Consider the following 14628-nt stretch of genomic DNA (forward strand, 5'->3'; position numbering starts at 1 on the left):
GCCGGGGAAGCAGGTTCAGCTGCTGCGCGCTTTTTATTTTCCGGAGCAGTGTTCAGCTCTTTGATCTTTGCGCTGATCTTTCTGCGGTTCTTTTTGTATCGACGGAATCTGGAAAAGAAACTGCTGACTGTGCGGCAGTAGATTCTTGTTTTTCCCTCCGGAATTATCAGGTTTTTGGTCTGTTTCCGCTTTCGCCGGTGCGGAATCTACATTTGGATACGCATTTTCCGAAGCTGTATCCGGATGTGCTGCTGCAATAATTTCGTTTGCGGCAACTGGAGGAAAAACAGTATTTTCTGGTTCAATTTCGGAAGCCGAACTCGGATGGTCTATTTCAGGATTAACAGTTTCCGGAAAAGCAGTATTCTTTTGTGTTGTCTCCGGGATTTGCTCCTGATTTAAGTCTGAATTTGAATCAGGATTTATCTCTGGAACTGAATCATTTTGTGAAATAGCGGAAACAGCGGAAAGATTCTCGCTGGGAACAGATAATGTTTCTTCATCTGCAGCAGCCGTGCTCATCTCAGCAGCCGCGTCCGTCTCGGCAGCAATCGCTGTTTTCGCAGCTGAATCTTCCGGATTTGAAACTTCCTGATTTTCTTCCATTTCAATATCGGCTGCCGATTTCGTCCCCGGTTCTGTTTCCGGTTGCATCTCTGCTTCGGCGGCGGAAAAATCAACGAAAGAATCCGCTGTTTCTGCTGCATTCTTTGTTTCTGCTGCATCTGCTGGATCTTGATTTAAACTTTCCTGCGCCGCAGGCGTGAAATCGGAAGCCGCAGTATCACGAAGGCTCGGCCATGCCGGAGCACTGCTCAGTGCGGCAGAATCGGCTGCTGCAAGATCAAGGGGAAATCCGGGGTGCAATAATTCTGTGCGGTCGCTCTCAGCGGCGGAAAGGGAATTTTGCGCGGTAACGGGAACGCCGGAATCATGCTGCGGCGCACCAGGCGCAGAAACACCAGACTTTGCTCCTGTTTTCCCGCCGGTTGGCAAAGCCGCAAGATAACTGGAGATTAAACTATCATCCCAAGGAGCGAGCAGCCGCATAAAATCGCCGGCGGATTGCGGGCCGTTACCATTTACTTCGTTATTGAGCACATCAATCAATTGCTGCGCATATCTGCCGTTCACAGCCTTTTCCCGCGCTTGATAAACAATTGAATCATGTTCTGCCGGATCTGCTGGAAAATCACGTGCCAGCAGCAAAGACGCAAGAAAAACTACAAGCCCGCGGGCTTCGGAACGGTCCAGTTCCTCGCTTGAACGATTAAAACTTGCACCGTGAAGCGGCCCCAGCACACCAAGACCGTCGACAATGACTTGATCAGAGTCAGTGAGATAGATGCTGTCGGCGCTAAGATGCAGCGAACGAATTCCAAAGTGCCGCGCATTAGTAATCACACGTGAAAGCTGCCCCAGCACAGCATGTACGAAGCTTGCAGGAATATCTTTTCCAGAAAAAACAATATCGTTTTCAGAATGATCTAAATCACGATTTGTCTCGCGGGGAGAAATATTTCGCTGAAAATCTGAAAGCACATCAAAAAGCCGTGTACCCAACGGAAATTCGGTAAAAATCACCGTATTCTCCGGCGAATCCTCGATGCTGATGATTGAGACAGCATGCGTATCGGTAAAAAGCGATGCGCGCCGTGCGCCATCTACAGCAGCAGCACGGTTTGGATTATCTGAATTTATTACGATTGCGCGAAGCTGCCGCGAAAGCACAGTATCATGTGCAATCCAGCTAGAAATCTGCGGTGCAGTATAAGTAAGCTGTGTTTTCTCCGTAAGCTTGTAGCGTTCTGCAATTAGCTGCTGAGGAGCGCTATTTTCCAAATCCATTTCTCCGGTTATCTCAGTGTGAACAATTACTTCAGTATTATCAGCATTTTGCGTCTAATTCTACCTGTTACAGCGCAATCTATCTTTGAAGCACCGCTGCTAATCGCCAGATGTGGCAAGTGAGACTTTATTGCACTGAAACGGTTGCAGATTGCAGATGTTTTCGGCAGGAAAAGAAAACATCTGCGCCCAGGAAATATCCGCTGCAGATAACGCAATATCGGTTATCCGCTTACTTTATCTACATCCAAATTATGTGCAGGCAAATTTATTTTGCGGCAGCATCCGAGTTCGCGAAATCAATTTCTTGCTGCGTCATCGGCTTTGCGCGACGGCCGTCTTTCACCGACCGGTAAATCCCGTAAACTAAAATGATTCCGAAAAAAGTGGCGATAATAGCAGTTCCAATATTTTCCCAATCAGCGCGAATCCGCATATTTAAATATCCGTGCGCATCCAAATCATTGCCGTCGGCATCAAGAATTCGTAAAAGCACACGAATATTTCCCGATCCGTGCGCTTTTACCGGTACAGAAATACTTGTGGTCTGGTTTGCCGGCAATACGGCTTGCGCAGTTTTATCGCTGCTCAGCCGATTATCTGGTGAAACAAGATCGATTTGAACCTGGACATCATTATGAAAATTATTCGCAATACGCACCGGAAGCGACGAACTTTCTGAAATCATATTGATTGTGGAACTTGGTTCAAAAACAAGCCCTGTTTTGATGGATTCAATTTTAAAAACACGATCTAAATATTGTGCAAATTCTTTTGGTTTCCCGCGCCATGCGGCAGATAAAGCCGTAAGCGACTTCCGGTTTGCAAAAGAAAGGAAAGTGTTGAAATTTGTGAAAATGCGCGCTTTTTGTAAAAAGACTTTTCGGCATTCAATAGTTCTGAAATCTCTGCCGGACTAATCGGCGCGTTTGCGGCAGTAGCGGCATTAAGCTTTTCCGGCGTGAACTGCGCCGAATCTGGGATTTCCCGAATCGGTGCTTTATCGTTCACAATAGCTGAAAGTGAACCGGCAGAAAGCCATGGCGCCTGCGTTAATGCTTTAACAGCTTTGGCTGTCTCGTTTTCTAACCGCTGATTTTGCTGCTGGTTTGCTACAGTACGCGGAACTTGCACAAGCAGCGGGCGGGAATAATTAGGTGCTTCATTGAAATGAATCGCGGAAAGTGCGAGGGAAACTTGTGCCCGGTCGTTCAAGGAAAGATTAATTCCCTGCAAATCTTGATAGGTAGTGAGCCGGCCCTGGAGTGCTGCGGAGATTTGGTCGTTACTTAACAGCAGGGTAAAGGCTTGTTCCGACGGGTTTTCTGCTGGTATTGCATTGCCGTTGGGGAAGTGCTGCGCGGAGCAGTACCGTCGGGATGTAACGAAACTTTCCGGGTGGCTTCCTGAGTGTAGAAAAATTCGTGAGCAGTAGACCGTTGCGCACCCGGAACTATTGCTGTATGCACCCCAAGCGCTGCAAGTTCCTGCAGTTCTTTAAGGTTCGGCGGTCCTTGCAAAAAACTGATTTTTTCAGGTGAAAACGCTTTCCCTGCAGCCGAAGAATTCTGGATTGATGAGCTAAGTGCGAAAGCTTCCGATAATTTTTCCGAATGGTTTGCACTAATTAATGCCTGGATATCAATATCTGCGTACGGAAGCAGATATTTTCCGGCAGCATCCGCAGAGTTAATCGTTTGCGCAAGCGGTAAATTTTCGAGCAGCCACGGGTCAGCAAAATAGTTTACTCCCGGCAAGTTAAAAGTATTGATTGTCTTTTGAATCTTTTGCGCAGTATCTGGAGTTATTGCAGTGTTTTTGGAAATTTTTTTCCAGCAAAATATCGGTAATGCTCGGTTGTGCAAGAATTTCAGCAGAGTTCAAACTAAGCGGAAAAACTACAGAAACCGGCATTGGTGCAAGCTGCTCATCGGCGGCAGCGACGGTCACAGAACGGTCGCAAAGATTATTGCGGGTTGTGTTTGCAGGTACTTTTGGATTTGCTGAAACTGCACATGCTTCAACACCGCGGGGCCCCCAGCCGAATCTTGCGGTTGACCAGGGGATATGCGCTCGCGGGACCTGCACTTTTATGCGTTTTATTTCGCCTGCAGGTATTTTTACGTCCGTCGGAAAAGAAAACAATGGCTTAGCGGTGATTACATTATTCATCCAATAGTAGAGCAGATACTGCGAGTTAGCCGGGGTTCGCTGCGCTCCGACGGCAATTTCTTTTAATGGAACTTCTTGATCTGTACCGTTTGAAATTTCGACGGTAAAAATCAAATCTGCACCGGGTGCGAGCCATGGACTGCTGAAATCAGAAATTTGCAATGAGAATTCGCCGGATTTGGTTGTCTGGCGGTGCGGCTGCTGATTTTTCTGTGAAATATTTTCCGGATGGGAAACTGGGAGCGGAGCAGCTTGTGCAGAAGAAATTTCCGCAGAAGAAAGCAGCGGCAGGAAAAAGATTGTGAAAACAAGAAAAATGGTGCAAAGTACCGCCAGAATTCTCCATAGGGGGAAAGAAATCTGGGAAAAATTTGCTTTTCGTTGCAAGCAGCGGATGGCGGTGTCGTTATTCTGCTCCTTCTCGGATTAATCTTGTTCGGTATTTGGGAATTTTAGTATTGCCTGCACGTAAATTATGTCTTACGGAAGATACTGTAACTGTTTTAATCACGGATTTTAGCTACAAGCAGGATTCTAAATCTTAAACCGATATCGGGGTTGTGTTTTCCCGAAATGCGGTGTGTTTTTCGTAATACTTCGGGTGTGATTCGCGGCGGCGCCAGGCTGCAGCAACTCATATGCGGCCAAGACAATCTTCCGTTCATTTGCGTATGCTAAACGTTCCCCAACTTGATCAATACGAACCCAGGCGACGTCTTCCGCTTCCTGATCAGGATCGTGTTCCACGGTTAACTTCCCGCTGAGCGCTTCGATTAAGAAGTGGTGCACTACTTTGTGGATGCGGGTGTAATTTCCGGAAAACCAGTAGTCGATTGAAGCCAGATGCCGCAGAACTCTGCCGTTTATCCCAGTTTCTTCGCGCACTTCCCGCACGGCTGCCTGCTCGGCGGTTTCGTCGCCTTCAAGATGTCCTTTCGGCAGACACCATTCGAGCCGTTTGCTGCGGTTTCGGCGCGCAATAACGGCTACATATGCTGCCCCATTTTTTACCTGAATAACTACGCCGCCGGCAGAAGTTTCGTTAGAAACAGGCAGATTTTTATGTCGGTGGTATGTGCGCGCGCTGGCTGCCCGCTTCAAATAATGCGGGCCTCCCGTCCTCCCGCGCGGAGGTTTTGGTCTTTCTTCCATTGTAAGTCTGGTAGTGATTTTGGCTTAGGAAAGTGCTTCAGGATACGAAACATGGCACCCTTAGAGGGTGACGAATTCTCATCTTGATACACTTTCTCTTCGCACTAACGGAGACGCCAGCCGAAACCAGCGTGCTCGGATGCTCACTCAGGGGCACCAAACCCTAAGTTCGCTTCCGCAAGCAATTCTTGAACTAGCTACTATTTTCGCACGTTCTGATGAAGAATTGGCATTAGTCGGCGGACCAGTTCGTGATGCTTTTCTCGGGATGCCGATTCACGATTTCGATTTCACCACTTCGGCACGTCCGGAAAAGACCCAGAAACTCTTGGAATCGTGGGGCGGATCCGTTTGGGATATCGGCAAAGAATTCGGCACAATCGGCGGTGCGCGCGATGGGTTAGTTGTGGAAATTACCACTTATCGTTCCGAGCAATACAATCCGAATTCACGCAAACCCGAGGTTGACTACGGCGATAATCTTGAAGGCGACCTCACTCGCCGTGATTTTACGGTAAACGCGATGGCGGTGCGTCTGCCGCAGTTTGAGCTTGTAGATCCATGCGGCGGTCTTGCAGATTTGGTCAGCGGGATTCTTGAAACCCCAGCTCCTGCAACACAGTCATTTGACGATGATCCGTTACGGATTATGCGGGCAGCGCGTTTTTCGGCGCAACTTGGTTTCGATGTTAGTGAACGGGTAATGGCAGCAATGGTAAGTGAAGCGAGCCGCCTTGAAATCGTTTCCGTCGAACGAATCCAGGCTGAGTTGAAAAGATTGATTATTTCCGCGCAGCCGCGCCGCGGAATTGAATTGCTTGTCGAAACAGATGTGATGGAATACGTGCTCCCAGAATTTTCCAGACTGCGGGAGACAGTTGACGAACATGCCCGGCATAAAGATGTATATGAGCACACATTGACGGTGCTTGATCAGGCAATCGATTTAGAGACTGATTCCGGCGGTGAAGTTCCGCGTCCGGATTTTATCCTGCGTTTTGCGGCGTTAATGCACGATATTGGCAAACCGGCAACGAGACGTTATGAATCCGACGGCACTGTTTCGTTCCATGCACACGATCTTGTTGGGGCGCGAATTACAAAGAAACGGATGAAAGCGCTGCGGTTCGACAAGCAGACCATTAAAGATGTGGCCCGCCTGGTTGAACTGCATCTTCGCTTTCACGGCTACGGCGAGCAGGCGTGGACCGATAGTGCAGTGCGCCGTTATGTTGCTGACGCCGGGCCGCTGCTCGCTCGGCTGAATCGGCTTACACGTGCCGATTGCACTACCCGGAATAAACGGCGGGCCCGCTGGCTGCAAGCAGGAATGGATGATCTTGAGACGCGGATAAAGGCATTGCAGGAGCAGGAGGCAATTGATGCAATCCGCCCTGATCTCGACGGAAAAGAGATTATGGAATTGTTGAATTTGCAGCCGGGCCGCGAAGTTGGAATTGCACGGAAATATCTGTTGGAACTGCGGATGGAAGAGGGACCATTGGGGAAAGAAGCAGCTGCAGCGCGTTTGCTGCAGTGGTGGGAAAGCCGCAAATAGCAAAATCAAGCTGGAAGTTTACTCGATTATCTGAAAAGTGTGGGAAAATTGGAGCAGTTTGAGAGGAGCTAACGTGGAGGAATTGGGCGGAAACGGCACTGCGGCGGAAGCAGCACGCGAAGCCGAGATGGCGAACGACTTAATCAGCAGTGAATTTACTGAAGAATCTCCGGAAAACTCACCGCGGGTAGTCGGTACTGAAAATGATGAACATTTAGATGGGCGCGCACCGACGGGGTTAATGGTGCTTGCCGTTTTTCACTGCTGACAATATCGCTTGCCGGATTTCACTATATTGAAAGCGTTTTTACCCCGATTTTTCTTGCACTCACACTTGTGCTCGCCTTTCGTCCCATTGGCCGGGCGCTGATTAAACGCGGTGTGCCGAGCTGGATTGCAATGCTTGCGACTTTCATCACGTTGATGGTGGTGTTTATTGGGATTGTTTCCGTGACGGTGTGGGCTTTAAGTCCAGTACCGGAGACACTTTTCAACTATTCCGGGCGTTTTCAGGAAACGATTAATCAGGCGATTGCTTTTGCAGATCAATTCGGAATTAAGACCAAAGATTTGTCCGGTTTTTTGAATGATCTGAACTATAATTCTTTAATCTCGTGGGCGTTAACGCTGGTTGATTCGCTTTCGTCAATTGGCGGATTGATTGCTGTTGTAGTCATTTCGCTTTTCTTTATCACGATTGATACGGTCACTTTGAACGTGCGGTCGCGGGTTGCCCGTCAGAGTAATGCGAATCTTGCAATCGCACTTGCTGTGTTTGAAAAACGAGTCCGTTCCTACTGGATTATTTCCACGATTTTCGGTTTAATCGTCGCAATTATTGACGTATTCGCCTTACAATTTCTGGCAATTCCGCTTGCCTGGACTTGGGGAATGTGGGCATTCATTACGAACTATATTCCGAATATCGGATTCGTTATCGGCGTGCTTCCGCCAATGCTGATGGCTTTACTGGATCAGGGCTGGCAGTCGATGATTTGGGTTGGTGTGCTTTACACGGTTATCAACGTGGTGATTCAAAGCTTTATTCAGCCAAAGTTCACTGGCGATGTGGTGGGCCTTTCACCTTCAGTTACTTTTATTTCGTTAATTATCTGGACGGTTATCGTCGGCTTGCTTGGTTCAATTCTCGCTGTGCCGCTAACCCTGTTCTTCAAAGCATTACTGATAGATTCTGATCCGCGTACACGCTGGCTTGACGTTTACTTCGTATCAGAGAAAGATACAAGAAAACGTGAAAAAGCCGGATGGTATAACGTCGATCGGGTACCGCTTGCTGATACGGAAGATACGATACCTTCCACTGGTTCGCAGGAGCTGGGAGTATCCAATTTGCCGATTTTTAATCGGCAGCGGCAGACCCTGCAAGGGTGGACACGCAAAATTAAGCGTTCCACGAAAAACAAAAACAAGAAAACGAATTCGCCGGATGTACAGCGCACAGCGAAAGCTGTAAAAAGGCGAAATAGGAGCGCATTTAATGGCAATATCCGCTGCAGGAAATACCTTAGGATTAAAAAAGCGACGGTTTAACTATCCGCGCGCCGGGAAAGGAACGGTTCTGCGCTGGTTGCCGAGTTGGCGTTTTACCGTAGGTTCAATCTTGGCGGCAGCCGCACTGGGGATCGGGATTTTTCTCGGTCTTTACGTGAGCACAGCGGTTCCGGAACCAGATGATTTCGCGCTCGCGCAAAAACTACAGTTTATTATGACGACGGAAAAACTGAACTCGGATCACTATCGGAAATAAACCGGTCGGTAATCCCCGGCGAGCAAATTCCAGCGGTGATGAAGAATGCCGTCGTTGCTTCTGAAGACCGGACTTTCTACGAGAATAACGGGATATCAATTAAGGGAATCGCGCGTGCGCTGTGGAATAATATTCGCGGCGGCGCAACACAGGGCGGATCCACATTAACGCAGCAATATGCAGAACGCTACTATCTTGGCGGAACAACTTCTTTGCTGGGGAAAGCAAAAGAAGCAATTCTCGCGTTGAAAATCGACGGTTCGCAGAGTAAAGACGAAATTCTTGCAAACTATTTGAACACGATTTACTTTGGACGGGGTGCGTACGGGGTGGAAGCTGCCGCGCGCGCTTATTTTAATATTGCGGCAAAAGATTTAACGCTTCCGCAGGCTGCGCTGCTCACGGCAGTAATTCCGGCTCCCAGTGCGTGGGATCCGGCGGTTAACCCGCAGAAAGCCCAGCAGCGGTATGAGCGGGTATTGAAATTGATGGCAGAAGATGAATGGATTTCACCTGCGGAGCGAGATCAGGCGTTTGCTGCATTCCCGCAGAGTGTTGAACCGAAATCTAATAATGTTTTTGGCGGCACTAACGGCTACCTGCTGCAGACGGTAAAAGAGGAACTGGTAAATACTGCTGGTTTTACTGCGGAAGAAATTTCTACCGGCGGATATAAAATCGTAACTACTTTTAATCGGGAAAAGCAGCAGGCACTGGTTGATGCGGTGAACTCGCTGCCGGAAGACCGCCCGGCGAATAATCATGTTGGGGCTTATTCGCTCAATCCGCAAAACGGCGAAGTGTATGCGCTCTATGGCGGGGCTGATTATCTGAAACAACAGTTGAATGATGCAACGCAATCCCGGGCGCAAGCCGGTTCGACGTTTAAGATTTTTACACTTGTCGGGGCGATTGAAAACGGGATTCCGATGCACCGGAAGTTCCCGGCGCCTGCCACAATGCGAATTCCGGGAACGGACCAAACTATTTCAAATAGCGGGATGGTTAACTATGGAGCACTTGATCTTGTTGGGATGACGCGAACTTCCGCAAACACCCCGTATGCTGCAGTAAATTTGGAGATTGGACCGCAGACTACGGTAGATACTGCGGTGAAAATGGGTATTCCGAAAGATAATCCGGGGCTTGCTGCGAATGTTGGAAATCCGCTTGGATCTGCGTCGGTGACTGCAAAACAGATGGCGGCAGCATATAGTGTGGTTGCCGGAGAAGGGAAATTATATAAACCGCATACAGTTAAGTCTGTTGCGAAAATGAACGGTGCAAACGTATTTTCCGGCGATACGGCGGGAAAGCAGATACTTTCGAAAGAAACTGCGGCACTTGCGACGCACGCATTTCGCTCGGTAATGGGTGCAGGAACGGATGTTGCAAAGCGTATCGGTGTGCAAACTGAACGTGAATTTGCGGGAAAATCGGGTACCTCAACCGGTCCGGTATCAGGATGGTTTATTGGGTATACCCCGCAAATGGTGACGGCTGTGAATATGTTCCAGGTTGGTCCCAATGGAGAACAAGAGCAGCTGAGCAGCTTCGGCAAGGTCCGGACGATTTATGGCGCAACATTCCCGCTTGATGTCTGGTGGAAGTACACTAAGGCAGCCTTGAAAGAGACAGCAGCATTAAAGTTCCCGGATGTGCGGGAACTATTAGCCGCACAGAATCTGCCGCCGGCGGTTCCGAAAGAAACGGCAGAAGAATCGGAGGAACAGGCTAATCAGGAGGAAGAAGCGGGAGCCGTAACACCGCCGGCAGAAAATTCTCCGCAGCCGGGCACTGCTCCTGTTCCGGATGAAACAGTTCCGAAAAATCAAGAGGAACCAAAACCGGCAGATCCTTCGCCGAATCCGCGGAGAAATCCGCCAAATAATCCCGGCGGAAATAATCCCGGAGAAGCTCCCGAAGGATAAGAAGTGAATATTGCGTGAGTATTGAATCTGCCCGAAGATGTTCCATCAAATATTCGGGCAGATTTAATTTCACTCGAAGCTGTTCAGCTGTTTGAAATTGGTTTTATTCCAAAGGCAGATATCTGTTTTCCAATCGAATTAACCGGAAATTAGCGCATTGCGGCAGTGTGGCGAAGTCCGCACCAAATCCTCGGAGAAGTTCAGGTAAACTTAGCTACTGTAATGTATTCACAGCCGGCAATATCGGTTGCTTTGCAGTGAATATGTTCGATGCATAACCCTCCTGCCATGGAAATACCGTGGCCGTTGAGACCAAAGGAGGTGGGTAAATATGCGTCAGTACGAGATGATGATTATTCTCGACCCGGAAGTAGATGAACGTAATCTACAGTCGTTCCTCGACAAGCTGCTCGCCGTCGTCCCAAATGAAGGCGGCACGCTAGACAATATTGACATTATGGGCAAGCGCCGTCTCGCTTATGAAATCAAGAAGAAGTCTGAAGGTGTGTACGTAGTGGTATACATGACCGCTACCCCGGAAACCGCTCAGGAACTCGATCGTTTGCTCGGTTTGAATGAAGCAGTGCTTCGCACGAAGCTGCTTCGCTTCGAACCAGCTCCAGCAGAGGCCTAATCGAAGAAACTGAAGGGAAGCTAAAAGATGGCAGGCGAACCAAATATCACAATCGTCGGAAACCTCACGAGTGATCCGGAGCTAAAATATGTTAGCACTGGTCGGGCCGTCGCAAACTTCACTGTGGCATCTACGCCGCGCAACCTCAACCGGCAAACCAACGAATGGGAAGACGGCGAAGCGATGTTTGTGCGATGTGCAGTATGGGCACAGTATGCAGAGCACGTAGCGGAAACCCTCACGAAGGGGATGCGTGTGATTGTGACGGGAAAGCTGCAGGTGCGTTCGTACCAGCGTCAAGACGGCTCACAGGGAACCTCGATTGAGATTCAGGTGGAAGAAGTCGGGCCATCTCTGCGCTACGCCACAGCTACAGTGAACCGAACAAGCAGCGGGAATGGTGGCTTTGGCGGCGGAGCAGGCGCTCCCCGCGGCGGATTCAACCAAGGAGGCGGGCAGGCCGGCGCCTCTCGCCCATCCTACGACGCTCCAGCAGGCGGTGCATACCACGATCCGTGGGCTTCAGATCCGCAAGGATCTTCGTATGATAACGAGCCGCCGTTCTAAAGTTCTTTTAATTTCGTACTGATTCGTTTCGCTCGGTGAATCGCTTTGCGGAACGCAGTGAGCAGCTTTCAATAACGCGATTAAAGAATTGTGAACGAAGCAGAGAAAATTAAAAGAATCCGAGAACGTTTAGCGTCACATATTTAGACTTTTCTCCTTTTGCACGAACGGGTTTCCGATACGGAAATATCGGGGATGTGCAAAGGGTGTGAATGAAAGAGGAACAAAATGGCAAAGCCAGTATTGCGCAAGCCAAAAAAGAAGGCCAACCCGTTAAAGTCGGCCCGTGTCGAGAACATCGACTACAAAGATACCGCAACTTTGCGGAAGTTCATTTCCGATCGCGGCAAGATTCGTTCACGCCGTGTAACCGGTGTTACTGTGCAGGAACAGCGGAAGATTGCGCGTGCAGTGAAGAATGCACGTGAAATGGCTCTTCTGCCTTACACCAGCTCGAACCGCTGATAGGGAGGATTTAAAAATGAAAATCATCCTTACGCACGAAGTAAAAGGGCTCGGTACCGCTGGCGAAGTAGTAACTGTGAAAGACGGCTACGGCCGGAACTTCCTGATTCCGCGCGGCTATGCAGTGGCATGGACGAAAGGTGCGCAGAAGCAGATTGATCAGATTGCTGAATCAAACCGCAAGCGTGCAACTCATGATCTGGAAGCAGCGCGTGAAGTACGCGATGTGCTCGAAACTAATGTGCTTGTAATTGTGAAGACCGCCGGTGAAAACGGCCGTCTTTTCGGCGGAGTAAGCACTGCTGATGTGGCTGCAGCTGCATCAGAAATTTCCGGCAAGAGCATTGATCGCCGTGCAGTAAACCTCGCTTCCACGATTAAATCCGTGGGCGAATATGCCGGCACCGTGAAACTTCACGATGAAATCACTGCAAGTCTGAAGATTCAGGTGAACGCTGCAAAGTAATTTTAGTTGCTGCAGATAGTTAGTCTGGCGGGGAGAGATTGTGTATCTTCCCCGCCAGACTTTTAATTTTCGTGTTTTTGCGGTGAACCGGCTAAACCGTTAACCCGCAAACCTGACTAATCCCATTAAGATTAATCCCGTTAATCCGAGTAATGAAATTTTCATTATTAAACGCAGAAAAGATTAAATACAACAAAGCGGGCAAGTCAGATTCCGAAACTAATTAATTACAGTTTCCGGAATAGATCGCCCGCTTTTGCCGGATGCAATCAGAAATGCCAGAAGTTTTGCATATTTTCCGATTGAATTGCCGGAGTTTGGGTTTATCCGTCAGAGTTTGCGCTTTTCAACAATTTCTTCAAGAACAAGCCGGTCGATATCCTGCAAATCTTTAATCAGCAGCTGTTTCTCAGCGTACTCTAAGTCTGAAAGTTCACGTCCGGCAAGGCGAACCAAAATTGCACGTTTCTGTGCGTCAAGCGGCAGCTGCGGTTTCGGATCAGCTGATTCTTCACTCCGCCCGAAATCTTTCGAACCGCCGCCCTTTGGAATTGTCATTACGATTGAAACAATAGTGAGCAGCAAGAATACGAGAGAAACGCCGAGCGCCACCATTGCGGCAAGCCGAACTGACGCATTATCGGTCCGGCCTTGGAGCACAATAATATCCGGAACAGCAGCACCCTGCAGACCATAGTAAACTGCAAGTGAAATTGCGGTGCCGATTGCTCCGCCCAGTGAGGAAGCCATCTTATAGATTCCTGATCCGGCACCCGCCCGTTCCGCCGGAAGCGCAGAAAGAGCGGCATCCGTCGACGGTGTTGCATAGAATGCCAACCCGACACCGAAAAGACAGTAAGCAATAATCGCGAGGATTACATATGCGCCGATTAGCAAATGCGTTGCCATTAGCATTCCGCAGGAAACAATTGTGATTAGCGCCCCCAAATCATTGGCTTGCGCGGTCCGAATTTTTGCAGCAGCTTTTCACCTACGCGGATGAAAGCAATGATAAAAATGCCGTAGCCGACTGAAAGTAAACCGGCATCAAAGGCAGTATACGCACTGCCGTCAGGTTTATGCCCAGCCATCTGAATCACTTGCTGTGAAACAATCAGCATCCCGATAGTGCCGTTGACTAAAAAGTTCGAGATTGTTGCACCGGTAAAGGTTGTGTTCTTAAAAAGTGCAAAATTCACGAATGGATTACGCTGCTTCTTTTCCCAGAAGTAGAAACAAGCGTAGAAAACGAGCGACAGCACGAAAAGGCTGACCGTCGTAAACGACCCCCATCCCAGCTTTGATCCGTAAAGCAGCACAATCATCAGTGAAAGTGTGGCAGCGATAAAGGTGACAAGCCCGAGATAGTCAAAACCTTTTCTTTCAGCACTTTCAACGCGGTCTTCCGGCGTTCCGAAAATCATCAAAAATGAGACAACCGAAATTGCGATTGAAGCGATAAAAATCCCGCGCCAGCCAACATAGTTCACGACGGTTCCGCCAAAAATTGCGGCAAGACCGGATCCGCCCCAGGAACCGATTGACCACATTGAGACAGCGCGCTGCCGGGCAGCTCCGTCCCAGTAAGATTTTACAAGCGCCATTGAAGCAGGCATGATACATGCAGCTGCGAAACCTTGAATTATCCGGCCGATAATCAGCAGCGGAAGTGCGAGAACACCCGCAGCAAAAACCAGGAGCAGCGAGCCGAGAATATTTAAGGCAACGCCGATAAGCGTGACTTTTACCCGGCCAACCTTATCTGCGGTTCCGCCAGCCAATACGATGAAAAGACCAGAAAACAGGCCGGTAACAGAGACGGCAAGGTTCATCGACGAAGCGTCAAGATACTCGTGGTTTGCGTTAATATCCGCCATAATTTCCGGAGCAACAGTGCCGGCGGTTCCGGCGAAAAGCCAGAAAGTGACGACGGCAAGAACGATTCCCCAAAGCAGTTTTTCAGTTCCCTGATACTTTTCCGGAGCTTTTTTCCGCTGCGTTTTGCGGTTAGTTTTCCTGTTCAAAATAAATCCCCCATACTGTGTTAAATCATTTTTGTATCTGAAA

Annotated in this window: 17 protein-coding genes; 9 read left to right on the forward strand and 8 right to left on the reverse strand. The window is 49.0% G+C overall.

The features are described from left to right. Positions 1-33: 33 nt before the first annotated feature. The 6 genes from RQN30_RS07735 to RQN30_RS07760 form a co-directional block, all read right to left on the reverse strand. A complete protein-coding gene (locus RQN30_RS07735) occupies positions 34-1848 on the reverse strand; it encodes a hypothetical protein (RefSeq protein ID WP_353059980.1) in 1815 nt (604 codons plus the stop codon). A 268-nt stretch (positions 1849-2116) separates the two neighbouring features. Next, on the reverse strand, positions 2117-2707 hold the full coding sequence (locus RQN30_RS07740; protein WP_353061808.1) for a DUF6049 family protein: 591 nt from the start codon (positions 2705-2707) through the stop codon (positions 2117-2119). Beyond that, positions 2602-3183 carry a DUF6049 family protein gene (locus RQN30_RS07745; protein ID WP_353061809.1) on the reverse strand — a complete coding sequence of 194 codons (582 nt, stop codon included), beginning with the start codon at positions 3181-3183 and terminating at the stop codon, positions 2602-2604. The genes RQN30_RS07740 and RQN30_RS07745 overlap by 106 nt, the downstream gene beginning before the upstream one ends. Beyond that, positions 3138-3605, reverse strand: coding sequence for a hypothetical protein (locus RQN30_RS07750; protein ID WP_353059981.1), 468 nt, complete (start codon positions 3603-3605; stop codon positions 3138-3140). The genes RQN30_RS07745 and RQN30_RS07750 overlap by 46 nt, the downstream gene beginning before the upstream one ends. A 1-nt stretch (position 3606) precedes the next feature. Next, the gene (locus RQN30_RS07755) at positions 3607-4407 is read right to left on the reverse strand and encodes a DUF6049 family protein (protein ID WP_353059982.1); all 801 of its coding nucleotides are present in this window, start codon (positions 4405-4407) and stop codon (positions 3607-3609) included. Positions 4408-4554: 147 nt separating this feature from the next. Continuing rightward, complete coding sequence (locus tag RQN30_RS07760) at positions 4555-5172, reverse strand: NUDIX hydrolase (protein WP_353059983.1); 618 nt, start codon at positions 5170-5172, stop codon at positions 4555-4557. 139 nt (positions 5173-5311) lie between these two features. Here RQN30_RS07760 and RQN30_RS07765 point away from each other — a divergent pair, with 139 nt between their 5' ends. The 9 genes from RQN30_RS07765 (at position 5312) to rplI (ending at position 12561) form a co-directional block, all read left to right on the forward strand. After that, complete coding sequence (locus RQN30_RS07765; protein WP_353061810.1) at positions 5312-6730, forward strand: CCA tRNA nucleotidyltransferase; 1419 nt, start codon at positions 5312-5314, stop codon at positions 6728-6730. Between the two features lie 73 nt (positions 6731-6803). Further along, entirely contained in the window at positions 6804-6998 is a 195-nt protein-coding gene (locus tag RQN30_RS07770; protein WP_353059984.1) for a hypothetical protein, read from the forward strand. A 47-nt stretch (positions 6999-7045) separates the two neighbouring features. Next, complete coding sequence (locus RQN30_RS07775) at positions 7046-8281, forward strand: AI-2E family transporter (RefSeq protein WP_353061811.1); 1236 nt, start codon at positions 7046-7048, stop codon at positions 8279-8281. Between the two features lie 37 nt (positions 8282-8318). Further along, on the forward strand, positions 8319-8498 hold the full coding sequence (locus tag RQN30_RS07780) for a hypothetical protein (protein WP_353059985.1): 180 nt from the start codon (positions 8319-8321) through the stop codon (positions 8496-8498). Positions 8499-8536: 38 nt separating this feature from the next. Continuing rightward, positions 8537-10429 (forward strand): transglycosylase domain-containing protein, encoded by a 1893-nt coding sequence (locus RQN30_RS07785; protein ID WP_353061812.1) that lies wholly within the window; start codon positions 8537-8539, stop codon positions 10427-10429. 331 nt (positions 10430-10760) lie between these two features. Continuing rightward, positions 10761-11063, forward strand: coding sequence for a 30S ribosomal protein S6 (rpsF, locus tag RQN30_RS07790; protein ID WP_353059986.1), 303 nt, complete (start codon positions 10761-10763; stop codon positions 11061-11063). Between the two features lie 27 nt (positions 11064-11090). After that, positions 11091-11630, forward strand: a complete 540-nt coding sequence (locus tag RQN30_RS07795) for a single-stranded DNA-binding protein (RefSeq protein ID WP_353059987.1) — start codon at positions 11091-11093, stop codon at positions 11628-11630. Between the two features lie 228 nt (positions 11631-11858). Next, entirely contained in the window at positions 11859-12095 is a 237-nt protein-coding gene (gene rpsR / locus RQN30_RS07800; protein ID WP_353059988.1) for a 30S ribosomal protein S18, read from the forward strand. A 16-nt stretch (positions 12096-12111) separates the two neighbouring features. Further along, positions 12112-12561, forward strand: a complete 450-nt coding sequence (gene rplI, locus RQN30_RS07805; RefSeq protein WP_353059989.1) for a 50S ribosomal protein L9 — start codon at positions 12112-12114, stop codon at positions 12559-12561. 330 nt (positions 12562-12891) lie between these two features. On the opposite strand, the gene RQN30_RS07810 is transcribed toward rplI, so the two are convergent. Both RQN30_RS07810 and RQN30_RS07815 read right to left on the reverse strand, forming a co-directional pair. Further along, positions 12892-13470, reverse strand: coding sequence for an MFS transporter (locus tag RQN30_RS07810; protein ID WP_353059990.1), 579 nt, complete (start codon positions 13468-13470; stop codon positions 12892-12894). Positions 13471-13496: 26 nt separating this feature from the next. Continuing rightward, positions 13497-14585, reverse strand: coding sequence for an MFS transporter (locus RQN30_RS07815; protein WP_353059991.1), 1089 nt, complete (start codon positions 14583-14585; stop codon positions 13497-13499). Between the last annotated feature and the right edge of the window lie 43 nt (positions 14586-14628).

It is taken from the genome of Arcanobacterium hippocoleae, from assembly GCF_040360365.1.
Classification (GTDB): domain Bacteria; phylum Actinomycetota; class Actinomycetes; order Actinomycetales; family Actinomycetaceae; genus Arcanobacterium_A; species Arcanobacterium_A hippocoleae_A.